The sequence below is a fragment of the Anaerolineaceae bacterium oral taxon 439 genome (assembly GCA_001717545.1).
Taxonomy (GTDB): domain Bacteria; phylum Chloroflexota; class Anaerolineae; order Anaerolineales; family Anaerolineaceae; genus Flexilinea.
In genome coordinates, this window is the sequence record CP017039.1 from 1,843,150 (window position 1) to 1,864,834 (window position 21,685).

20 protein-coding genes are annotated in these 21,685 nt (G+C 54.5%); 3 read left to right on the forward strand and 17 right to left on the reverse strand.

Going from position 1 to position 21,685, the window contains the following annotated elements:
* Positions 1 to 363 precede the first annotated feature (363 nt).
* The 3 genes from BEQ56_08305 to BEQ56_08315 all read left to right on the forward strand — a co-directional run bounded on the left by BEQ56_08305 (position 364) and on the right by BEQ56_08315 (position 1,873).
* The gene (locus BEQ56_08305; protein ID AOH43478.1) at positions 364 to 618 is read left to right on the forward strand and encodes a hypothetical protein; all 255 of its coding nucleotides are present in this window, start codon (positions 364 to 366) and stop codon (positions 616 to 618) included.
* A gap of 12 nt (positions 619 to 630) precedes the next feature.
* Positions 631 to 858, forward strand: a complete 228-nt coding sequence (locus BEQ56_08310; GenBank protein ID AOH43479.1) for a hypothetical protein — start codon at positions 631 to 633, stop codon at positions 856 to 858.
* A 382-nt stretch (positions 859 to 1,240) separates the two neighbouring features.
* The gene (locus BEQ56_08315) at positions 1,241 to 1,873 is read left to right on the forward strand and encodes a hypothetical protein (protein AOH43480.1); all 633 of its coding nucleotides are present in this window, start codon (positions 1,241 to 1,243) and stop codon (positions 1,871 to 1,873) included.
* Between the two features lie 104 nt (positions 1,874 to 1,977).
* Here BEQ56_08315 and BEQ56_08320 read toward each other — a convergent pair whose 3' ends face one another.
* The 17 genes from BEQ56_08320 to BEQ56_08400 form a co-directional block, all read right to left on the reverse strand.
* A complete protein-coding gene (locus tag BEQ56_08320) occupies positions 1,978 to 2,235 on the reverse strand; it encodes a hypothetical protein (GenBank protein AOH43481.1) in 258 nt (85 codons plus the stop codon).
* 698 nt (positions 2,236 to 2,933) lie between these two features.
* Positions 2,934 to 3,242, reverse strand: coding sequence for a 30S ribosomal protein S10 (locus BEQ56_08325; protein ID AOH43482.1), 309 nt, complete (start codon positions 3,240 to 3,242; stop codon positions 2,934 to 2,936).
* A 15-nt stretch (positions 3,243 to 3,257) separates the two neighbouring features.
* Positions 3,258 to 4,460 (reverse strand): translation elongation factor Tu, encoded by a 1,203-nt coding sequence (locus tag BEQ56_08330; protein ID AOH43483.1) that lies wholly within the window; start codon positions 4,458 to 4,460, stop codon positions 3,258 to 3,260.
* A gap of 28 nt (positions 4,461 to 4,488) precedes the next feature.
* Complete coding sequence (locus BEQ56_08335) at positions 4,489 to 6,558, reverse strand: translation elongation factor G (GenBank protein AOH43484.1); 2,070 nt, start codon at positions 6,556 to 6,558, stop codon at positions 4,489 to 4,491.
* A 28-nt stretch (positions 6,559 to 6,586) separates the two neighbouring features.
* Positions 6,587 to 7,054 (reverse strand): 30S ribosomal protein S7, encoded by a 468-nt coding sequence (locus BEQ56_08340; GenBank protein ID AOH43485.1) that lies wholly within the window; start codon positions 7,052 to 7,054, stop codon positions 6,587 to 6,589.
* A 15-nt stretch (positions 7,055 to 7,069) separates the two neighbouring features.
* Positions 7,070 to 7,495, reverse strand: coding sequence for a 30S ribosomal protein S12 (locus BEQ56_08345; GenBank protein AOH43486.1), 426 nt, complete (start codon positions 7,493 to 7,495; stop codon positions 7,070 to 7,072).
* 430 nt (positions 7,496 to 7,925) lie between these two features.
* Positions 7,926 to 9,179 (reverse strand): hypothetical protein, encoded by a 1,254-nt coding sequence (locus BEQ56_08350; GenBank protein AOH43487.1) that lies wholly within the window; start codon positions 9,177 to 9,179, stop codon positions 7,926 to 7,928.
* Positions 9,176 to 10,069, reverse strand: coding sequence for a TIGR00159 family protein (locus BEQ56_08355; GenBank protein ID AOH44468.1), 894 nt, complete (start codon positions 10,067 to 10,069; stop codon positions 9,176 to 9,178). Before BEQ56_08355 ends, BEQ56_08350 begins: the two co-directional genes overlap by 4 nt.
* A 73-nt stretch (positions 10,070 to 10,142) precedes the next feature.
* Positions 10,143 to 10,751: a dephospho-CoA kinase gene (locus BEQ56_08360; protein AOH44469.1), complete on the reverse strand. Its 609-nt coding sequence runs from the start codon at positions 10,749 to 10,751 to the stop codon at positions 10,143 to 10,145.
* A 20-nt stretch (positions 10,752 to 10,771) separates the two neighbouring features.
* Entirely contained in the window at positions 10,772 to 12,109 is a 1,338-nt protein-coding gene (locus tag BEQ56_08365; GenBank protein ID AOH43488.1) for a hypothetical protein, read from the reverse strand.
* Positions 12,110 to 12,147: 38 nt separating this feature from the next.
* Positions 12,148 to 12,768, reverse strand: coding sequence for a hypothetical protein (locus BEQ56_08370; protein ID AOH43489.1), 621 nt, complete (start codon positions 12,766 to 12,768; stop codon positions 12,148 to 12,150).
* Positions 12,769 to 12,846: 78 nt separating this feature from the next.
* Positions 12,847 to 13,701, reverse strand: a complete 855-nt coding sequence (locus BEQ56_08375; protein AOH43490.1) for a hypothetical protein — start codon at positions 13,699 to 13,701, stop codon at positions 12,847 to 12,849.
* A 50-nt stretch (positions 13,702 to 13,751) separates the two neighbouring features.
* Entirely contained in the window at positions 13,752 to 15,674 is a 1,923-nt protein-coding gene (locus tag BEQ56_08380; protein ID AOH44470.1) for an amylosucrase, read from the reverse strand.
* A gap of 69 nt (positions 15,675 to 15,743) precedes the next feature.
* On the reverse strand, positions 15,744 to 17,363 hold the full coding sequence (locus tag BEQ56_08385) for a maltose alpha-D-glucosyltransferase (GenBank protein ID AOH43491.1): 1,620 nt from the start codon (positions 17,361 to 17,363) through the stop codon (positions 15,744 to 15,746).
* A 191-nt stretch (positions 17,364 to 17,554) separates the two neighbouring features.
* Positions 17,555 to 18,679, reverse strand: a complete 1,125-nt coding sequence (locus tag BEQ56_08390; GenBank protein AOH43492.1) for a sugar ABC transporter permease — start codon at positions 18,677 to 18,679, stop codon at positions 17,555 to 17,557.
* On the reverse strand, positions 18,679 to 20,178 hold the full coding sequence (locus BEQ56_08395; GenBank protein ID AOH43493.1) for a hypothetical protein: 1,500 nt from the start codon (positions 20,176 to 20,178) through the stop codon (positions 18,679 to 18,681). The genes BEQ56_08390 and BEQ56_08395 overlap by 1 nt, the downstream gene beginning before the upstream one ends.
* A gap of 174 nt (positions 20,179 to 20,352) precedes the next feature.
* Positions 20,353 to 21,663 (reverse strand): hypothetical protein, encoded by a 1,311-nt coding sequence (locus BEQ56_08400; protein AOH43494.1) that lies wholly within the window; start codon positions 21,661 to 21,663, stop codon positions 20,353 to 20,355.
* Positions 21,664 to 21,685 lie beyond the last annotated feature (22 nt).

Genomic DNA, 21,685 nt, shown 5'->3' on the forward strand with positions numbered 1-21,685 from the left:
TGATACGCCGCCAGCAGCGCGGACCGTTCCTGTTAATTATAGATATTTGTTGTAGTGTAACATAATAAGGAGGGAGTGGGGAAAGGACTTGTCCTCACGAAAATAACGAAATCCGTCTCAAAGAATTCACTGACCTATTACCTGAGTAAATCGGTTCGTATTAATGGCAAGTCAACAACGATTACGATCGAAAGAATCGGCAGCGCAGAAGAACTCCGACAGCGTGCCGGCGATGTGGATGTCAAACTGTGACTGAAGCAGTACGCGCGGGAGGGAACAGTACAGGAAAAGGCAGAAAACGCGGAGATAGTCTTGCGTATTCGCCGGGAAAGCAGATCGAGAAGGGACAACAGACTATAGCGGATGTCTGGTATTTTTTTGCAGGATACTTACTATCAGTTGGGCCTGCAGAAGATCTGCAGTGAAATCATGAAGAAGTATAAGTTCGCTTATGACCTGTACGGAGTTTTATCCAGCCTGATTTACGCGAGCGTGATTTATCCAGGGTCCAAAGCAGCGACGCATGAACTCAGCGAACGATTCCTCGAAACGCCCAGATGCGAACTGCAGCATCTCTATCGGGGATTGGAAATACTCTGCTTAAGGAAGATGATCTGATTCAGGCCAACCTTGTTCCGGAACTCAGAAAAAGTGATCCTGCGAAAGAAAGAAACTCCGCATTATGACTACACGAATTGTTGCTTTGAAACGGAAGATGATGATGACTTCCGCAAATATGGGATATCCAAAGAGCATCGACCGAATCCAATCGTGCAAATGGGCCTGTTTATGGACGCGGATGGGATACCGTTGTCCTTTTCCATCTTCAACGGGATGAAAATGAACAGCAGTCGCTGAAGCAGCTGGAACGAAAAATCATATTTGAATATGGATTGGACGAATTTGACGGATGCGCTGCATGACGCCTTTGGGGTCCGAACTGACCGCCAGATTGTTCCCGCGGCGCAGATGAAATCGATCTGCGCGAAGACAAAGAGGTGATTTTACTTTGACAATCCATACATTTACTATTTCAACTGATAATAGTATTATTTACAAGCCAACAAATTTTCCTCTCGTTTGCAGACACGGAAAAATGTAATTTTATTTTTTATTTTTTTTGAAAATTTCTGTCAATTTGATGGCAAAACGTTATGTTGCGTTTGGTTGTGGTATATTAACGAATAGTTAAGAAGCGCTCACAAAAGACTTAAACATTTTAATTCGAAGGAGTAAGATCATGAAAAAAATCGTCGTTATGTTGTTGTTGCTTGTCAGCATCCTGTCGTTAACCGCCGGAGCTTTCGCCCAGCAGTTTTACGTTTACGAGAATCCGGACGATTCGGAGGAAACGATTAAAATTCCGGTCGATCAATCCCATGTCATCGGCACCATCCGATTCTGCGTTGAAGAAGCGCAACGGCTTCCTGCTGAAATTGACGGCGCGATCTGCGATGGCGATGACGACGCGTACAACTCCAAGATGGCCGAATTAGCGTCCTGTATCGCCCAGGCGAACAGCGCCATGGCGGATACGAAAATGCCGAATACGCTGAATCTCTGGCGGGTCTACAGTATCCTGAAGGAAAAGAATTGCGGCGTAGGCGCGGCGGCGACGTCTCATGCCGACTGGGCGCGGGAAGAACTCGATCGAGTCAGTTTCCGAATCGGAGCAATTGACCCCGGCTATGATCCCATCCGGATGTGTGGGACTGTTCCCTACGATACACCGATGCCGATTGCATCTCCATCTATGTTCGCCAGATGTTCTGCTGATCTAAGCGCAGATATTTGCGCTGGGTATGTCTTAACAACTTGTATAAATGATGAACCACGCGGATGGGGGCCGAGGAAAAGCTCTAACCGGCCTTAGTGCGATCAATATGTGGAATTGTCGGTTGCAAAAAGGGGAGGTTCGGTAGAAATCCTTTATCTTCTTCGTAAAATATTTCGAAGACAGGCAATTGAGGACTCCATTCATCCACCGGATTTCTGGAGGCTATTTATTTTCTTGAATAATCCACCAGCCATGATCATAGAACAACCATACCTGTACAAAATTGACGAGCTGAAAACCCTGTCAATAACCAAGGAAAATACCTCAAAAAAAAACGGGAATATAAATGTGTGGGCAATTTGTGATATTGTCTTAGAAAGTTTTTTGGGAACTTCCCTGTCATCTATCACGAGGAACTGCAGGTTTGTTAAAGAGAATGAAGTCTGTTTAAAGGCCATGTAAGAATCCTTCTGTAAAATGTGACGAGGTTATCCGGTACAGTTGTTAAGGTTCTGCCGCGTCAGCCTGTCAGGTAATCAGACATATTACAATTTATTGAGAGTTATTCTTTCAGATTTATATAGAATCAAAGTACAATTCTTTCATAAAGGCCCGAACACATCCGATCATCATCCCACCAACAAAGCGATCGTCGATAACAAGCGCATAAGTCGTATGATCCACATTTAAAGAAAATAAATACGCCTTCTACCGGAACGGCTTGCTGCGCTAAAATTTGAAATTGATAAGACCATCGATCTTCCCCCCCAACTCCGGATCGATATCATTCGAAATTGCGGCACGCTGGAAATAATATTCTTATTATATGTTATCAATATTTTTTCAGCAAGTTTCACCTGATTCACGAAAACGTCAATGACCGTTCGATTACAATAAACAATTGCTATTTATACATCTAAATTAAATAACTGATAAATATAACATAGGAGGAACAAGTAACGATTAACAGGATCAAATAATATCGTAACAATTTCACCCAAATAGATCTTGTTCCCCAGAGAATCATGTCCTTTCTCCTTGTTAATCGCTTTTGACGCTGATCTATCTTTATCTTATCTGCTCTGCTCAAAAAGAAACAAAAAAAGGCCGAACGTTCGAAGACGTTCAGCCCTTTCACTTCTTTATAATCGATCCGTCAGATCTTAATCTCGATATCGACGCCAGCGGGTAAAGTCAGCCGCATCAGCATATCGATCGTTTTCGAATCCGGATCGATAACGTCGATCATGCGGTTATGCGTTCGGATTTCGAAATGTTCATGCGAATCTTTATCGATAAAGCTCGACCGGCGCACCGTGAACCTTTCGATCCTCGTCGGAAGCGGAATCGGCCCGGCGACATGCGCGCCACTGCGCTCCGCCGTATCGACAATCCGTTTCGCGGACTGATCCAGGATCCGATGATCAAACGCCTTAAGGCGAATACGAATTCTTTGTTGTGCCATTTTTAGTATAAATCCTTACGCGATAATTTCGGTGATCACGCCGGCGCCAACCGTCAGCCCGCCTTCGCGGATCGCGAATTTCGATCCCTGTTCCAGCGCTACCGGGATAATCAGCTCGACTTCCATCTCGACGTTGTCCCCGGGCATCACCATTTCTACCGACGCCGGCAGCGTGATCACGCCCGTCACGTCCATCGTCCGGATGTAGAACTGCGGCCGGTACCCGTTGAAGAACGGCTTATGCCGTCCGCCTTCGTCGCGCTTCAGGACGTACACGCTCGCCTTGAATTTCGTATGCGGCTTGATCGATCCCGGCTTCGACACGACCATGCCTCGCTCCACGTCCGTCCGCTCGATCCCCCGCAGCAGCAATCCCAGATTGTCCCCCGCCTGACCTTCGTCCACGATCTTATGGAACATCTCGACGCCCGTGCAAACCGAGCTCATGCTCTTTTCGCGCAGCCCGACGATCTCAACCGGATCCCCGACCTTGATGATACCCCGTTCCGCGCGGCCCGTCACGACCGTCCCCCGACCCTTGATCGAAAACACGTCCTCGATCGGCATCATGAACGGCTTGTCCGTTTCCCGCTGCGGTTCCTTTACGAACGTGTCGACCGCGTCCATCAAGTCGGCGATCGGCTTGTACACCGGATCGTTCGGGTCCGTCGACGTCGACTCCAGCGCCTTCAGCGCCGAGCCCCGGATAATCGGCGTTTCGTCTCCAGGGAACCCGTACGAATTCAGCAGCTCCCGCAGCTCCATCTCCACCAGCTCCAGCAGCTCCGGATCGTCCATCTGGTCCGTCTTGTTCAGGAAGATCAGGATCGACGGAACTTCTACCTGTCGCGCTAACAGGACGTGTTCCTTCGTCTGCGGCATCGGGCCGTCCGGCGCCGCCACCACCAGGATCGCCCCGTCGACCTGCGCCGCTCCCGTGATCATGTTCTTGATATAGTCCCGGTGCCCCGGCATGTCGACATGAGCGTAATGCCGGTTCTTCGTCTCATATTCCACGTGCGAAATATTAATCGTGATCCCGCGCGCTTTTTCTTCCGGGGCGTTATCGATCTGATCGTACGCGCGGAAATCCGCTCCACCCAGCATCGCGCAATATTTCGTGATCGCGGCGGTCAAGGTCGTTTTGCCATGGTCGATATGACCCATCGTACCCACGTTCAGGTGGGGTTTGGTTCGATCAAAATGCTGTTTTGCCATTTTTTATTCTCTCCTCAAGAATGATTAACTATTTTTCCAATACTTTTGCCGCAGTTGCGTCCGAAACTGCTTCATAATGATCATATTCCATCGAAAACACGCCGCGGCCCTGCGTCGCGGAACGGAGCGTCGTCGCATACCCGAACATTTCGCCCAGCGGTACGAACGCATGAATAATCTGGGAAGAGCCCTGAACGTCGGAGCCGCGAACGACCCCGCGCCGCGTGGCGATCTGACCCAGAACTTCGCCGAAATACTCTTCCGGAACGGTAATTTCGACCTTCATGATCGGTTCCATCAGAACCGGGGAACATTTATCCACCGCTTCCTTGAATCCGATACTCCCGGCCATCTTGAACGCCATCTCACTCGAATCGACTTCATGGAACGATCCATCGATTAACGCGACTTTAACGCCCGTCATCGGGTATCCGCCAAGAACGCCGGATTCCGCCGCCTCGCGAACGCCTTTCTCAACCGCCGGAATATATTCCTTCGGAATCGCGCCGCCGACGATCTTGTTTTCAAAGATAATCCCCTGCGTCGATTCGATCGGCTCAATCGCGAACACGACATGTCCATACTGGCCATGACCGCCGGACTGTTTCGCGTACTTATAAGAATACTTATCGATCGATTTACGGATCGTTTCCTTATACGCGACGCGCTCCTTCCCGACGTTCGCCTTGACCCGGAACTCGCGCATCATGCGGTCGACGATGATCGCGAGATGAAGCTCGCCCATCCCGGAGATGATCGTCTGGCCCGTCGTTTCGTCGGTCCGAACCTGAAACGTCGGATCCTCTTCGGCTAATTTCTGAAGCGCGATCCCCATCTTTTCCTGATCCACCGTCGTCTTCGGCTCAACCGCAACCGAAATAACCGGTTCCGGGAAGCTGATCGATTCAAGGACGACCGGTTTCGCCGGATCGCAGAGCGTATCCCCGGTAAACGAATCCTTCAGCCCGAGAACCGCCGCGATATCGCCGGCATGCACTTCAGTAACGTCGTCGCGCCGATCCGCGTACATGCGAATCAGGCGGCCGATCCGTTCCTTCTTGCGTTTGACCGGGTTCAGGAGCGTCTGCCCCTGACGAACGACGCCGGAGTAGACGCGGAAATACGAAAGGCGTCCAACGTAAGGATCGGCGACAATCTTGAAAACGAGCGCGCCGACCGGCGCTTTGTCGTCCGTAGGACAGACGATCTCGTCTTCGCCGTCGACCGACGTCGCGACCGCGTCCGGAATATCCAGCGGCGACGGGAGCAATTCAACCGCCGCGTCCAGCAACGGCTGAACGCCTTTATTCTTCAATGAGGAGCCGCAGTAGCAAGGGTTGCACTTGCCAGCGATAACCGCCCGCCGCAGCCCGGCTTTCAGCTCGTCAACGCTGAGCGAAGCGCCTTCCAGGAATTTTTCCGTCAATTCGTCGTCCAAACCGGCGATTTCTTCGATTAAAACCTGGCGCTTCAGTTCGGCTTCTTCCTTGAATTCATCTGGAACGTCGCTCTCGTCGATCTCAGTCCCCATCTCATCCAGCCATCTGTAAGCGCGCATCGTCAGCAAATCGATCACGCCGACAAACGAGCCCTCGAAACCGATCGGAATCTGCATCGCGAGCGGCTTCGCGCCCAATCGCTTTTCAATCGTTCCGATCGAATTCTCATACGACGCGCCGACGCGATCCATCTTATTGATAAAACAGATCCGCGGCACGTTATATTTATCGGCCTGGCGCCAAACCGTCTCGCTTTGAGGCTCAACGCCCTGCGTCGCGTCAAAGACAACGATCCCCCCGTCGAGTACGCGAAGCGATCGCTGAACTTCCGCAGTGAAATCAATATGTCCCGGCGTATCGATTACATTGATCCGATAGCCTTTCCATTCAGCCGTCACCGCCGCAGAAACGATCGTGATGCCCCGTTCGCGTTCCTGAACCATCCAATCCGTTACGGTCGTACCCTCATCAACGGAACCGATCCGATACGATTTCCCGGTATAAAATAAAATCCGTTCGGTCGTAGTCGTTTTTCCCGCGTCAATATGCGCAATGATTCCGATATTCCGGTACTTTTCCAACGGGAATTCTCGTGTCATATTTTCCCCAAAACCTCTTTACAATCAATTAAACGCGATAATGCGAAAAAGCGCGGTTCGCTTCCGCCATCTTATGCGTTTCCTCGCGTTTGCGGATCGCCGAACCCGTATTGTTATACGCGTCGAGCAATTCGCCCGCTAAACAGTCGTCAAAACTTTTTCCGGTTTTCTTTCGCGAAGCGTCGATAATCCAGCGCATCGCTAACGTCTGCCGCCTGCCGATCGTGACTTCCATCGGGACCTGATACGTCGCGCCGCCGACGCGGCGAGGACGCACTTCCATTACCGGACCGACATTGCGCAATGCAGTTTCAAGAACCTCGAGACCATCCTTTCCGGTCTTCTGGCTAAGAGTTCCCATGGCACTGTATACCAATCGGGTTGCAAGGCTGCGTTTGCCGTTTCGCATAATTCGGTTGATTAAGTTCGTCACCAGCTGGCTGTTGTAGCGAACGTCAGGCATGACTTCGCGTTTTTCCGGTTTTGTTCGTCGCATTTTTGATCTGTCTCCTTAACTCTTGGCTTTCGCCTTCTTCGTCCCATATTTCGATCGGCCCCGACCGCGTTTCGCAACGCCGGTCGCGTCCAAAGAACCGCGAACGATATGATAACGAACGCCCGGAAGATCGCGAACGCGTCCGCCGCGAACCAGGACGACGCTGTGTTCCTGTAACGAATGACCTTCGCCCGGGATATACGCCGTGACTTCAAAACCGTTCGATAAACGGACGCGGGCAATCTTCCGGAGAGCCGAATTCGGCTTCTTCGGCGTCGTCGCGCGAACGTTCGTGCAAACGCCGCGTTTCTGCGGCGCACCCTCAGCGACACGAGTGCGGCGCTGGCTGCTGGAGTTATAGGTATACTGCAGCGCTGGCGCTTTACTCTTAACCGATCGGGATTTTCGACCTTTCCTGACTAACTGATTAATTGTTGGCACTGTTAATTAGCCTCCCTGAAATCTGAATGGATCCGGTTTTCGCCGGGACCCATTTTACACAACAAAAACTAACCCCATTCAGGATTAGCGGGATTATTATATCAGTTTTTTTCTCAAGCGAGCCCTCAAACCCGAAAACAAACGCGCGAATCATGACAAAACATACAATAAAACGGTTCTATCAAACCCACGCCATCTCCTGATTCCCGAACGCCCGCCTATCGCCGCCTCAGACTCACCCGGAAATCAATCGACCTTCCATTCCGATACCGAAACGCAAAACCCGCACGCCATTCACTTCGCACAAATTCGAAACGCCGCGTTATCCAATGAAAAACCGAAATATGCGTCGGGTCCAATAGAATCCTCAAAACCGGGCCTAGGTTACCCGAGCCCGCTCGATCTTTTTTCCTAATCTTCTTCCCGCAATCTACCGAAGCGGCATCGTCTGCTTCTTGCTGATCGTTACGTCAACCGTCATCGGCGTTACCGACTGAACCTTGACGTTCGGGTATCGCGAAACGTCAACCGTCGGCATCAGCTGATACTGCCCGATCGGCTTATCATGCAGCTCGATAACGGCGAACAGGTCGGCCCCGAAAATCTGGTTCAACGTCGGCTCCGGACCGCTCAGGAATACGTCGATAACCTCCGGCGAAATCGTCGCGACCAGTCCGGCGTCGATCCCGATCGTATCGATTCGAACGTTCGAAACTGTCCGCGATCCCTCAACCGCGGAGACGCGGACCGTCACGTCGACCGCCTGATCCCCGACGAGTGTCGCGCCCTCCGGAACCATCAGACCAACCTTTACCGTCTCTTCCTCCGAAAAATCGTCAAGATTAATCAAATCCGTCTCGATAAAACCCGGGAGCGACTCGATCTGCGCCTCGTCCGAGCTGTAAATCGTCGCAACGGCTGGGTTAACGGTCAGTCCGTCTAAAACGTACCCGCGCGGCGTCGTTCCGGTCGTCCTGACTTTCACGACCAGGACCCGGTAACCGCCGCGAAGCGTGATTTCTTTCGTAACCTTGATCTTATCCGTCGAATATTTCAGTCCGCTGGCGATAACCGTCCCGTTCTCGTTGACCGCCGCCGGCGTCAGCGCCTTGGAAATCGTTTCTTTCGCGTTATCGACGTCCAGAACGACGCGAACAATATCGATCTGATCCAGCTGTGAAACCGGGCCGGAGATATCGACCGACGCGGGTTCCAGAACCGGATCTTCGGCCTTGAACGCCGCCGGAATGATTCCGACTTCGCTGACGACGATATCGTACGTTCTCGTCTCGTACTTTTCCAGGACAACCTTCGCGGTCAACGGGACGTAGGAGGTGATTTGGATCGGCGCGACCGGAAGCTCGATTTTGATCGGAACAATATGCTCCCCCGCTTCCAGATCGGTGACGTCGATAACCGCGGTCGCGCCGATCCGCTGGTTCAGGATCGTCGCCCAGGTCGAGACCGGCGCACGCATGAGGATACTGACCGTCTCCGGGAGCACGTTTGTCATCACCAGTCCTTCGCCCAGTCCGCGAACTTCGACCGTAACCGTATTCGTGAACCGCCGTTCTTCGGTCGGATCTTTCTGCATCATTGCGACGATCCAAACCGTCACCGCTAACAGCAGAGCCAGAATCGCCGTCGGAATCACTTTAAGAACTGAAAGGAAACCCTTTTTCATTTTTCCTCCGATTCCCCGATCTCCGCCAGATCGCTCGCTCTCTTCCGGGAATTGCGGAAAAAATTCGCAAGCCGAACCGCGAACGGGGCCGTCGGACGCGTCCGGAACATCTCGTTCAGCCGCGATTCCAACTTCTCGATCGTCAGCTGCTTATATATGACGCCCTCAAACGCAACCGAAATATGCCCGGTTTCTTCCGAAACGACGATCGTCAGGGAATCGTTCAGCTCCGACGTTCCCAACGCCGCCCGGTGCCGCAGGCCCATCTGCCGTCCCGGCGTTTTATCGAGAACGTTCCGCGACGACAGCGGCATAATGCACGCCGCCGCCTGGATCCGCGCGCCGCGAATAATCGCCGCGCCGTCATGCAGCGGCGTATTCGGATAAAAAATATTCGCCAGCGCCTCGGGCGTGACAACCGCGTCCATGTAAACGCCGGTACTGATATACTTCTCCAGATCATCAAACCGCTGGATCACGATCAGCGCGCCATGATTTTTCGACGAGAGCAACTTGCACGCCTGAACCAGATCCGGAACGACCTGAGCCGTTTCGCTCGCGAACGGGGGCGAAACGCTGAAAACGTCGCGCAGCGATTCGATCCGCCCGAGCCGCTCGATTGAACGGCGGATCTCCGGCGCGTAAATAATCGGGATCAGGAGCAACAGCGCCGGAAGAATATTCCCAATCAGCCAGGTAAACCCCGGCAGGTCCGCCAGGATATATAAAAGGCTGAAAAGAACCAGGATAACGATCGTCCCGCGAAGCAGCGAATTCGCCTGCGCGCTTTGGATAAAATTGAGGATGATAAAGAAAATAACCGCAACCAGAAGAATATCTAAAATTGCGGATCGATCGAACCGCTGGCCTAAGAATAAGATTTCGGAAATAACCTGGTCCAAGATTAGCCTCTATTTTATTTTCAGATGGTTCTTATTTTATCAGGATTCTGAATTTCGTGTATCATTTAATGTCTCCCATTGAGACGGATTTCCGGAGCCCGCCGATCCGATCCGCGATCGCGCGCCGCAGCTCGGACAGCCCGGTCGTCCCCAAAATGATCCAATCCGCCCGGGAACGGTTCAGCGCCAGGCCGTCCGACTGCGCCCGAATCCGGGCCAGCGCCGAATCGACGCTGAAGCCACGTTCACGAACCAGCCGCTCCAGCGCGACCTCCTCCGGAACGCAGACCAGCCATCGCTCGTCGAAGCATTCCGCTAATCCTGCCTCAAACAACTTGACCGCCTCAACCGCGGCGTCCCGGTCCGAATCCGCGAGCGAGGCTTCGATTTCCCGCTGAACGAAAGGGTGCAATATTATTTCCAGATCGCGCAGCGCCGATCGATCTCGGAAGACGATCTCGCCTAATTTCCGCCGGTCAATTTCTCCCGTCTCCGCCGACAACGCTTCAGGACCGAACCGGTCTACGACCGCCAGGAAGCCTGGCGTCCCTTTCCTGTAAGCCTGATGCGCGATCCGGTCCGCGTCAAAAACCTCGAAACCAAACTCGCGGAGCAGCGTCAGGACCGCCGATTTCCCGGCGGCGATTCCGCCCGTAATCCCGATTCGCAGCTTTGTTCCGGCGCGCATGCCTACTGAATTCCATACGATGCGCAGATCTTCTGTGCATCGCGAACAATATACATCACGGTATCGTCGCTCCCGAACATTGCGCTGATCTCCTTCGCCGTCCGAACCGCATCGTCGCAATAATGATTAACGTTAGTATGCATGTACGCCAGCGCGCCGACATACGAAAAGTAATAAACGACCGACGACCCGGAAAGCGGAAGCCCGGCGATCTCGATCAACGGATTCCCCGGATCGTCGCATTCCCGAACCGCGCAGCTCTCCTCCGCGCCGCAGCCATACGTCGCGCATTTCAGCGCCTCGATCGCCGCTTCGTAGTTGCGCGCCTTATAATAATTGACGCCCAGCCGGCCGTAAACGTCGGCGTTATACGGGTTGATCCCAATCGCTTTTTTAATATTCAATCCCGCCGCGTAGAACTCGCCCTTTTGGGAATACGTGTTCCCGATCGCCAGGTACGGGAGCGGGTCGACGACGCCCAACTGGTCGTTGATCCGCGCCGCGCGCGCGAACATCGACAACGCCTCGTCGTATTTCCCAACCTGCCGCCAGTTAACCCCGATCCGGATCTGTAAAAAAGTCATATTCGGCGATAAATTCAGCGCGCGGGTATACGCGTCGATCGCGCTGCGGTACTGCCCGTAAGATTCGAGCAGGATCCCTTGGACCCGGTACACGTCGAACATGTCCGCGCCGTTCTCCGAACCGTATTCCAGCGCCTGACTGAGCATCTGCTCCGCGCGCGCGTAGTTCGCCTGATCCAGCAGGATTTCCGAATAAATCGCGTACGCGAGCGCGTTCCGCGAATCGTAGTCAACCGCGCGGCGAATATTATCCTCCGCCTTCGCCGCATATTCCTCGACGAGATCCGAACCGCAGAGATCCGCATCCGCGTACCATAAATATACGAGCGCCAGAACCGCGTAAACGTTCGAATCCTCCGGATATTTGACCAGGCCCTCTTCCATCAAATTGACCGCTCGCTGGAGCGTTTCCGCTTTTTCGGCGTCGGTCGTCTGAGACGCAGTCAAATACGCCAGCGCCCGCCCCTGTTTCCAGAGATATTCCGGATTATCCGATTCGAGCCGCTCCGCCGAACCGTACGCTTCGATCGCCCGTTCGAGATTCCCGGCGCGAAACTGCGATTCGCCTTCGAGCGCGAAGGACGCGGCTTCCCGCGTCGGGACCGCCGTCGGGAGCCAGGGAGAAACGAGTTCGTCCGTCAGAACCGCCTTCAAAACGAACAGGCTCATTACGCACAGGAACATCAAAGTAATAACAACCATCGGATTCGAGCGATTCCGTCGTTTAAATTCCAGATTCTTCCCGTATAAATTCATTCGCCCCGATTTTTTTATTCCGAAAACCGCGCCGTCGGCTACGGACGCGCGAAACAGCCCTCTCCATCGTTCCCGTATAAACAGAACCAGCAGGAACCCGAATAATAGGTATTCGCGTCATAACAATCGGTATTGTACCGGCCGATAACGTAGCCCTTCGCGTCGTAGGCGACAGTTCCGCCGACAAAACAGACGCCGTTACTGACAAAATAACCCGCCCTGACGCAGCTTTCGTAATCATAAACGTCTGTCCGCGGCGAGGCCGCTTCGAGCTGGACCCGGAGAGCGCTCTGAAGCTCGCGCCGAACCGCCATGCACTGAGCCAGAAACACGCCCGGCGGGTTCGACCGCGCCGATAACGCCGCGTACACATCCCAGAGCTCCGCGACTTCGGGAACGCCCGCCGGACCCAACATAATCGAAATATTTTCAATCGTCTTCCGGAAAGACTCTTGTTCAAGCGCGAACGCGTCGGCGTTTCCCGCATCGTTCGACGCGAGAAAATCGCCCACATTCTGGCATTCGATCGCCAGCAGGTCGATCGAATGCTCGGTTTTATCCGGCGGGTAAAGCGGAGCCTGCGCCTGCGCGCCGGCGCCCGCCGCGACGGCGAAAACCGAGAGACAGATAAAGAAAAATGATAAAATTCGTTTCTTCATGATCAACCGAACCTTACTTCTTATAATTGTATCTTGTTAAAGGTCAGACGAAATCCAACCGGAAAAGGTTCTGACGAATCAGCGGATCGTCGTCCGCCAATTCGCATAATCCATCCGCGGCGAAAAATACGTCAGCCCGACCTGCCAGAGGTTCTTATCGACAATCCCCGCCAGGCTCTCGTTCTGAAGATACCATTGATCAAATTTATAATCGTTATAAAAATGAACCTCCCGAAGATACTGATTGGCGATCGATCCGGGGATCAGGAGCTCCGAATACGGGTGCGTCGGATAAGCGTCGGGAATCCTGAGAATCCTGCGCCGGACCGTATCGGTATCCATGAAAAGATTCTCAAACGCAGGATAAGATTGAAGCGTCGGAGCGATCTCGGCCGAAAATACCGGCGTCCGGATCAGGTTCGCCGCCGGAAAAATAAAGCTGAAAAACGGAAGCTGGAGCAGCAGCGCCGCGTCATACGCCAGCACGACCCATTCAAACCCGCGCATCGCCTGCATCTGATAAAAGAGGCGATAATTCGGGAAAGAAATATTCAGCGATATCATGTCCCGCCAGGCCTCCGGAAGCTCCGGTTCGTTCGTCCGGACCCGCCCGACGCGGGGATCCGTCGCGATCGCGCCCCGCGACAGCAAACCATAGGAAAGAATCGACGCCAGATTCTCGAGCCGGGTAAAATGAATCAGCGTATCGATCCGTCTTTCCTTTAAGAAAGCCCTGAGCCGCAGCGACTCCTCAACCGTCATTGGCTGAACCGGCGGGACGGCCTCCGCCCCGGAAACGGACGGTATTCCCGCCCCGGACGATCCGGGATCCGCCTGAGGACCCGGCTCGCCGCCGCCCGTCCCGACCGGGAAAATCGGCCGCGGGGGAATCGGCTGTCCCGAAATGGCTCGTCTTGGCGCGGTCTTTTCCATACGTTTATTCTATTCGGTTTGTCCGAATCTGACAACAGAAAGAAGAACCGCTATTCCCCCGCCGCGCACTTCGTCCCCAGATAAATTTTGAACGCGTATGGGTCGATCGACAGCAGGTCGCCGACGGACAAGGTCCGTTCCTCAACCAGCTCCCGGACCCGCTCAGCGCAGCCATCGAATCCATGCGTATCCGCCAGCCGCAGCGGGATCAGATGCTCGCTGAAATTCGCGACACAGACAACAACGCTCTCATCCGACTCTTTCGCATACGCGAACAAATAACGGCTCGTTCCATTTAAAACGGTCATACTCCGCTCGCGAAAAATCGCTTCCGACTTGCGGATTTCAATCAGTCGCCGGACCGCCCGATAAATCCGCCCGGTCGCCGTCTTCGAGCTGCGGCGATCGGCGAATACCTCCTTATCGAACGCGTGACGATGAACCCAGCGCGAATCTTCAGCATGCGCCGGATCGTCCCGATACCCATAATCGTTCGTCAGCCCTAATTCGTCGCCCAGGTACAGGAGCGGAATTCCGCCGATCGTCAGCGCCACGCCAAACAGGACCGTCATTCGCCCGATCGCCAGCGATAGCTCGCGCTCATCCTGCGCTCCGATCGCTTTTTCCACGCCGCAAAGAGACGCCATCATCCCGGAAATCCGGCAATCGCCTGTCTTCGGATTTTCCTGAAACGGGAGTCCGCTCGCGAACGACCCGGGGAAGCGTCCCGTATAAAACTGGTTCAAAAACGCGCGGTGACCCTGCGGGTCGATCCCGACAGACCAGGCGTCTTCATCGGAAAACGTCCAGCCGATATCGTCATGGCAGCGCGTATAGTTGACCCAGGCGGTATGCTCCGGGAGCGCGAACCGCGTCGCCATCGACAGCGCCAGCAGCTTCGTATCGCGCGTCGCCAGCGCTTCCCAGGACAGCGCCATCAGCAGCGGGTTATACGACAATTGGCAGCGTTCCGGCGAAATAAACTGAACGACCTGATCCGGATGGACAATGGCCTCCGATTTGAACAGGAGCGACGGCGCGGAAATCCGCGCGGTCAGGTTAAACGCCTCAATCAGCTTCATCGCCGTCGGACGCGTCTCGCAGGTCGTCCCCATCTCCTTCCAGATAAACGCGACGGCGTCCAGCCGTAAAACGTCGACGCCCAGGTTCGCGATCGACAGCATCTCTTCCATCATGCGGACGAAAACTTCGGGATTCTGATAATTCAAATCCCACTGGTACGAATGGAACGTCGTCCAGACCCAGCGCCCCATCTCCGGGAAATAGGTAAACGCGCCAGGATGCTCATCCGGAAAAATTTCGCGGAGCGTCGCTTCGAACTGATCCGGGATCGTCCGGTCTTCGAAAATCCAGTAATAATTCGCGTACCGTTGGTCGCCCGCCCTGGCTTTCAAAGCCCATTCATGTTCGTCGGAGGTATGATTAAAAACGAAATCCATGACGAGAATAATCCCGGCGTCCGCGAGCGCTTCCGCTAATTTCGCGACGTCGCGCGTCGACCCCAGCCGCGGGTCAACCTCGCGATACGAACTGATCGCGTATCCGCCGTCGTTTTCGCCGGCAGGGCAGCGGAAAATCGGCATCAGGTGCAGGTAGGTCAGCCCCAATTCTTTAAAATACGGGATCCGCTTGATAAGCTGTTTCAGCGTTCCGGCGTACAAATCGACGTAGCAGACCCCGCCGACCATCTCGTTCGAACGGAACCAGTCCGCCGATTTTTCGCGGGCGTGATCCCGTTTTTTTAACGTCTCCGGACGCTCCATCCAGCTGTCAATCAGCGACGAAACCAGCGTCCGGAAAATCGGATACGCCTCGGCGCAGTCATGATAAATTTCGAAATACTTAATCGCCAGCGGCGGAAGATACGTTTGGATCCGTTCGACGAACTCGCGCCAATACCGCTCGTTTTGCTTGACGAATCGCTTGCGCGCCTGCGGGAAGGCGGCGGCGATCGACTCGAAAACCGCCTCTGCCGTTTCACGCCCGTCGTACTGATCGAATTGATGGTACCGGTAGATCATTTATCCAACCTTTCTCAGCCAATAAAACTGACGCGGACCCAGCGTCAGCCGGAGCTTTCCGCCTTCCGCGGTGACGACTATCTTTGAATCTAATAAATCCTGATAAATCCCGTCCTCCGCTTTCAGCTCGGACGTCCGCGATCCCCCCGTCAGGTTATGAACCGCGATCACGGTATCGCCGCCGGTCGTCCGCCGATAAGCCAGAACCGGAAGCGGCGCCCCGCTCGTAAGCCATTCCAGCTTTCCCCATCCCAGCGCTTCCGAAGCCCGACGAGCCTCGATCATGCGCTTCAGGCGGTTCAGGTTCGAATCAGAGTCGTCGGACTGCGCCGCGACGTTGACGCTCCGGTAACCATAACGCCCGTCGCGGATCGCCGGAAGATACGTCGTATCCGCCGTCGAGAACCCGCCGTTCTTCGTCGCGTCCCATTGCATCGGCGTCCGCACGCCGTTCCGATCGAACTGGGTAATATCGTCCCCCATCCCGATTTCATCGCCGTAATACAGGACCGGCGACCCCGGAAGCGTGAAGATCAGCGAATACGCCGTCTCAACGCGCCGACGATCATTCTCCATCAAAGGATACAAACGCCGCCGTATCCCCAGATTCATCCGCATCGCCGGATCCGGCGCATAAAAATTCCACATCCACTGCCGGTCTTCCTCGCTGACCATCTCCAACGTCAGCTCGTCATGATTGCGCAGGAAGGTACACCACTGGCAATTCGCCGGGATCGCCGGCGTCGCGTTCAGAATCTCGACCAGCGACGACGCGTCCTCCTTCCCGATCGACATGAAGACGCGCGGCATCAGCGGGAAATGGAAACCGAGCTGAAATTCGTCGCCGTCGCCGAAATACGCGCGGACGTCCCGGGGCCATTGGTTCGCTTCACAAAGCAGGATCGTCCCCGGATACTCCTCGTCCATCAGCTTCCGGAGCTCCTTCAGGTATGCGTGCGTTTCCGGAAGGTTCTCTCCGTTCGTTCCTTCGCGTTCGTAAAGGTACGGGACCGCGTCGGCGCGAAAACCGTCGATCCCAAGATCCAGCCAGAACCGCAGCACGTCCTTCATCTCCTCGCGGACCGCGGGATTATCGAAGTTCAGGTCCGGCTGCGTCGGGTAGAAACGGTGCCAGTAGTATTTTCCGACCTTTTCGTCATACGCCCAGTTGGACGACTGCGAATCGACGAAAATAATCCGCGCCTCGGCGTATTTTTTCGGATTGTCGCTCCAGACAAAATAATCGAAATACTTCGATGACGGGTCGTTTCGCGCCGCCTGGAACCATGGATGATCGCTGGAACAGTGATTGATCACCAAATCGGAAATCAGTCGCATCCCGCGCGCATGGACTTCATGAACCAGGCGTTTGAAATCCTGAATCGTTCCAAACGGAGCGTAGACGCCCTTATAGTCCGAGATATCGTAACCGTCGTCGCGGAGCGGACTTGGATACGTCGGCTGGAGCCAGATACAATCGACGCCCAGCCCGCGGATATAATCGAGCCGGGAGATCAGCCCTTGAAAATCGCCGTATCCGTCCCCGTTCGAATCCATAAACGAGCGGGGATAGACCTGATAAAAAATCGCGTTTTGATACCAATTCGATTCAACGCTCATAAAGCAAACCTTTCAGGGAAATACCTGACAGAAAAAGAAACAACCTTCTCCACGAACCGGATCGTCCGCGCGCAATCAACCGAATCAACAGGGCTCCCGCGAAATTCCCGAATCGCGATCGACGCGGGAACCCTTCATATTTTTTGTCGCCCGCGCCGGAGCTTTCACCATCGGCGGAAGCGAACGATTAACTAACCCTTGACCGACCCCGCCATCATGCCGCGAACGAAGTAACGCTGAAGCGAGAGGAAAACGATCATCGGAATAACCATCGAGATAAACGCCCCCGACGTCAGCAGGTGCCAGTCGTTGCCCTTTGTCCCGACCATGTTCGCCAGCGTCTGCGTCACGACCTCATTCTTCCCGCCGCCCAATGTAACCAGGGCAACCAGATAGTCGTTCCAGACCCAAAGGAACTGAAAAATCGTAAACGAGGCGATCGACGGAATCGACAGCGGTAAAATCAACTGCGTAAAGACGGTAAAGTTCGACGCGCCGTCGATAAACGCCGATTCGAGGATATCGCGCGGGATCGTGCTGATATAGTTGAAAAGCAGGTAGATCGCCAGCGGAAGCCCGAACCCGGTATGCGACAGCCAGATTCCCAGGAACTTCCCAGTCAGGTTGACCGCGGTTAAGTCCTGAAGAACCGGAACAATCGCGATTTGGAGCGGGACGACGAGGAGCGCGACGACAACCGTGAACATCAGCTTCCGCCCGCGGAAATTCAGCCAGGCGAAGCCGTAAGCGGCGAACGCCGCGATCAGGATCGGAATAATCGTCGCCGGGATCGTAACCGTCAGCGAGTTCAGGAACGAATTGCTCAGGTCCGAACCGTTCCGCGTCAGGAGCGATCCGTCCGCGCCTTTATACTGGATCGCCTTCCCGGACAAAACATTCTGATAGTTTTCGAGCGTCAGGTTCAAATCGAACCCGACCCAGCGCTTTTCCATAACTTTAAGCGTCCGCGTCCGTTTCGCGCCATGATACGTTCCGCGATAGCTTCCAACCGTGACGCCGTTTTTAAGCGACTGGTAATCGCCGGTAAACTCGGTCCCGTCGTCCATCGTAAACGTCATGACGCCGCTGGTCTGCTGGTCCTCCGGGAGTTTCAGCTCCATGACCTCGACCCAGGAACGATGTGGGAAGAATTCCCACCAGCCGGAATTGAAGATCGTTTCAGACTGGCGGAACGACGTCACGAAGATTCCGAAAATCGGGACAAAGAAAATCAGCGCGATCAGGACCAGGACCAGATTCACAAAGAACTGCCCCATGCGCTTCTGCGATTCATAACTTTTCGTTTTCGCCGCCATCAGAACGCCTTCCTTTCATTAAATTGCTTCAGGTTCATGATCATGACCGGAATAACCAAAATCAACAGAACGACCGCGATCGCCGACGCCCGCCCCTTGTTGTAATACAGGAAGCGCTGATTAAAGAACTCATTCGCGATCACGTTCGTCCCATACTGCCCACCGGTCATCGATCGGACAATATCAAACGTCTTCAGGCTGAAAATCGCGACCGTCGTCGTCACGGCGATAATTGCGCCGCTGATCACCGGGATAATAATCCGGAAGAAGATCTGGAACTCGTTCGCGCCGTCGATCCGAGCCGCTTCGAGGAGATCGTTCGAGATCCCCTTAATCGCCGACGAAAGAATGACCATGCAGTAACCCGTCTGGAGCCAGATCATGATCACGATCAGCGCGAAATTATTCCAGAACGGGACCTGGAGCCAGGCTTGCGTCGTTCCGCCAAACAGCTCGATAATCGCGTTCAGCAGCCCGATCTGGGCGCCCTGCCCCTTATAATCGTAGATAAATTTGAAGATAACGCCCGCGCCGACGAACGAAATCGCCATCGGCATGAAAATAATCGTCTTGAAGAACTTCTCGTGATCCGTCCGGTCCGCCAGCGTCGCGATCAGCAGCCCCAGAAAAACCGAGAGGAACGTCCCGAAAATAAGCCAGAGAAGGTTATTTCGGAACACGATCAGCATCTGCAAATCGGTAAAAGCGAAAACGTAGTTCTCGAAAATCGGGATCACCGACAGCCCGTTCGCCTCGTACACCTTTCGGATCGCCATGACGACCGGGAGGACGAAAACGACGGCGACCGCTGCGACGATGACCGTGACCTTCAGCGCATGCGACTTGAAAAGGCCGCCTCGGGCCGCCGCTCCGCCGATCTTCCGGCGCTCGACCGCCCGACAGATCAGCCATAAAACGATCAGGATCGCAACGCTGATCAACGCCTGAACCAGAATCGGCGTCAGCCCCGCCCCGGCGGCGCTCGCTTCGTTGCCCCCGATCCAATGGATCCCGTCCGGATCTTTAACAGAATAAATCACTGTCCGGATCGTCGGAATCGCCAGCGCCCAAAGCAGGATCACGATCGCCGGCCCGACAAATAGATACGGCTGAATCAGTGACGTAATATGCGCCGGAAGCTGCTCAACGACCCAGTTCGTCCCGGCGAAGAAAAGCGCGACGATGCCGACGCCCCAGATAACCATGAAAATCGCGTTCGCGACTTTCATTTCGTTCGTTTCCAGGTATTCGTTAACCTTCAGCCCGCCGATAAAAATAACGACGATCAGCGCCAAAACGCCAATCATCTTAACGAGCGTTAACGGCGTTAACCTGGAAGATTGATCCTTGTATGAGACCATAGCCATCCGCAACCTCCAATCTGATTCCAACGGTTCCGACGGCGCTCCATGGCCAAACCCGTCGCCGGCGAAAAGAACGAGCTCTTTCCAAACCGCGCCGATCCAGTCGCTATGACCGCGCCCAACATAACCGATCATTTTGAGCCGAGATCCGAGCTAACCGCGGCACTGACGACAACCGGGACGATATTTTCCGTCCCCGCTAAACCATCCTTCTTTTCAGCTCGGCCCCAGACCCGCGCTCGCCCGGACCGAGGTCGAACAGGGACGCCGGTTCTGATCCGGCATCCCTTCTTTTCCGTATCCCGCCAGCTACCAGGCGGAATCCATGATCCCGATCACGGTATCCAGGTCCGAGCCCGTGACATAATCGGTCATCCCTTTCCAGAACGTCCCCGATCCAACCGAGGCCGGCATCAGGTCCGAACCGTCGAAGCTGAACGAAGTCGCCTCGTCAACCATGGCGGCGATTTTCGCGTCGGTCGCGTTCGCGTACCATTCCGGATCCGCGTCGCGTCCCGGGAAGAGCGCGCCGCCGTTGCTGAGCCAGACCTTCAGCGATTCGCCATGCGTAAAGTACTCGAACGCAGCCTTGACCTCGTCACGGTCATGACCCACGGCGACGCCGTAGATATCGCCGCCGCCCAGATACGGACGCCCGTATTCCTCGTCGATCGGCGGGAGATAGAAGACGTCGTAATCCTCGCCCGGCGTCAGCCCTTCCGGGAAGAATGCGGTGACAAAGTTCCCAAGCATATACATCATGCAGCCGTCCGTCTCAAAGAAGAGCGGCTTAACCGCTTCGCCGAAGTTCGTCGCCGCGATCGCCTCGCGCCCACCGTAGACGAATCCGTCCGTGAACCAGATTTCCCCGAGCAGTTCCATCGCGCGGCGGACCTCCGGGCTGTCGAACTTCAGCTCGCCCTTCGTCCACTTATCATAGTTTTCGAGCGACGTCGTGCGCAGCATGATATTTTCGATCCAGTCCGTTCCCGGCCAGCCCGTCGCCGACCCGGATTCAACCCCGGCGCACCACGGCGTTTCGCCATCCTCGACCATCTGCTTCGACAGCTCGATCATCTCGTCCCAGGTTTCCGGGATCTCATACCCGGCGTCAGCCCAAACCGCCGGCCGATAATAAACCTGCGACTTGGCGTTGAAACGCGCCCAGATCCCGGCCATCATTTCTTCGCCGTCCGGACCGGGCGTCATCGCCAGATCGAGCCACGCCTGCGAATAGTTTTCTTTCAGCCAATCTTCCGAAACGATTTCGCGAACGTCGACAAGATGCCCGCCTTTCGCAAGATTCGCCATCAGGCCCGGCTGCGGGAAATCCATGATATCCGGGGCGTTCCCAGACTCAACGCGCATCAGAACCGTCGATTCGAAATCCTTGTTGCCGATATAAACAATATCGATCCCGGTTTTCTTTTCGAATTCCGCGATCGATTCCTCGAAAAGAACCTGATCGCTGTCCATGAACGGACCGTCAAAAATAACTTCGGTCCCCTTGAATTCGCCATCGTAGGCGCGTTCGAGGTACGTCTTATCCTGTGCGGATACCGCCATGATCGCGCTGAAAACCAGCGCTAAGGCCAACAATACAGATAAAGATTTTTTCATATTGACTCCTTACTTTTTTCAA

What these genes read in the sequence shown, in the direction of transcription:
- BEQ56_08305 (AOH43478.1), top strand. Translation starts at nt 364, where the DNA reads ATGTCTGGTATTTTTTTGCAGGATACTTACTATCAGTTGGGCCTGCAG.
- BEQ56_08315 (AOH43480.1), top strand. Translation starts at nt 1,241, where the DNA reads ATGAAAAAAATCGTCGTTATGTTGTTGTTGCTTGTCAGCATCCTGTCG.
- BEQ56_08320 (AOH43481.1), bottom strand. Translation starts at nt 2,235, where the DNA reads ATGGCCTTTAAACAGACTTCATTCTCTTTAACAAACCTGCAGTTCCTC.
- BEQ56_08325 (AOH43482.1), bottom strand. Translation starts at nt 3,242, where the DNA reads ATGGCACAACAAAGAATTCGTATTCGCCTTAAGGCGTTTGATCATCGG.
- BEQ56_08330 (AOH43483.1), bottom strand. Translation starts at nt 4,460, where the DNA reads ATGGCAAAACAGCATTTTGATCGAACCAAACCCCACCTGAACGTGGGT.
- BEQ56_08335 (AOH43484.1), bottom strand. Translation starts at nt 6,558, where the DNA reads ATGACACGAGAATTCCCGTTGGAAAAGTACCGGAATATCGGAATCATT.
- BEQ56_08340 (AOH43485.1), bottom strand. Translation starts at nt 7,054, where the DNA reads ATGCGACGAACAAAACCGGAAAAACGCGAAGTCATGCCTGACGTTCGC.
- BEQ56_08350 (AOH43487.1), bottom strand. Translation starts at nt 9,179, where the DNA reads ATGAAAAAGGGTTTCCTTTCAGTTCTTAAAGTGATTCCGACGGCGATT.
- BEQ56_08365 (AOH43488.1), bottom strand. Translation starts at nt 12,109, where the DNA reads ATGAATTTATACGGGAAGAATCTGGAATTTAAACGACGGAATCGCTCG.
- BEQ56_08370 (AOH43489.1), bottom strand. Translation starts at nt 12,768, where the DNA reads ATGAAGAAACGAATTTTATCATTTTTCTTTATCTGTCTCTCGGTTTTC.
- BEQ56_08375 (AOH43490.1), bottom strand. Translation starts at nt 13,701, where the DNA reads ATGGAAAAGACCGCGCCAAGACGAGCCATTTCGGGACAGCCGATTCCC.
- BEQ56_08385 (AOH43491.1), bottom strand. Translation starts at nt 17,363, where the DNA reads ATGAGCGTTGAATCGAATTGGTATCAAAACGCGATTTTTTATCAGGTC.
- BEQ56_08390 (AOH43492.1), bottom strand. Translation starts at nt 18,679, where the DNA reads ATGGCGGCGAAAACGAAAAGTTATGAATCGCAGAAGCGCATGGGGCAG.
- BEQ56_08395 (AOH43493.1), bottom strand. Translation starts at nt 20,178, where the DNA reads ATGATCGGTTATGTTGGGCGCGGTCATAGCGACTGGATCGGCGCGGTT.
- BEQ56_08400 (AOH43494.1), bottom strand. Translation starts at nt 21,663, where the DNA reads ATGAAAAAATCTTTATCTGTATTGTTGGCCTTAGCGCTGGTTTTCAGC.